General features: G+C 67.1%; 1 protein-coding gene and 1 pseudogene. Both read left to right on the top strand.

From position 1 onward, the window contains the following. Positions 1–129: pseudogene (gene sucC, locus Q4I23_RS32955) on the top strand (succinate--CoA ligase subunit beta); the annotation flags it as partial. Position 130: 1 nt separating this feature from the next. Further along, positions 131–678: succinate--CoA ligase subunit alpha (locus Q4I23_RS32950; RefSeq protein WP_498529040.1), on the top strand; the 548-nt coding region annotated here is incomplete at its 3' end.

Raw genomic sequence — 678 nt, 5'->3', positions numbered from 1 at the left:
CGTCTGGAAGGCACGAACGTCGAGCTGGGCAAGAAGATCCTTGCTGAGTCCGGTCTGCCGATCCTGTCGGCCGACAACCTCGCCGACGCCGCCGAGAAGGTGGTCAAGGCCGTGAAGGAGGCCGCGTAAGATGGCTGTTCTCGTCGATAAGAACACGAAGGTGATCTGCCAGGGCTTCACCGGAGCCCAGGGCACCTTCCATTCCGAGCAGGCGATCGCCTACGGCACCAAGATGGTCGGCGGCGTCACCCCGGGCAAGGGCGGCACCAAGCACCTCGACCTGCCGGTCTTCGACACGGTGGGCGACGCGGTCGAGAAGACCGGCGCCAACGCCAGCGTCATCTACGTGCCGCCGCCCTTTGCCGCCGACGCCATCCTGGAGGCGATCGACGCCGAGATCCCGCTGGTGGTGTGCATCACCGAGGGCATCCCGGTGCTCGACATGGTGCGCGTCAAGCGGGCGCTGGGCAACTCCAAGACCCGTCTGATCGGGCCGAACTGCCCGGGCATCATCACGCCCGACGAGTGCAAGATCGGCATCATGCCGGGCCACATCCACAAGCGCGGCAAGATCGGCATCGTCTCGCGCTCGGGCACGCTGACCTACGAGGCGGTGGCGCAGACCACCGCGGCGGGTCTGGGCCAGACGACCTGCATCGGCATCGGCGGCGATCCGGT

The sequence above is a fragment of the Azospirillum sp. UFLA03-27 genome (assembly GCF_059803775.1).
This window is presented reverse-complemented; position numbering and strand designations above follow the sequence as displayed.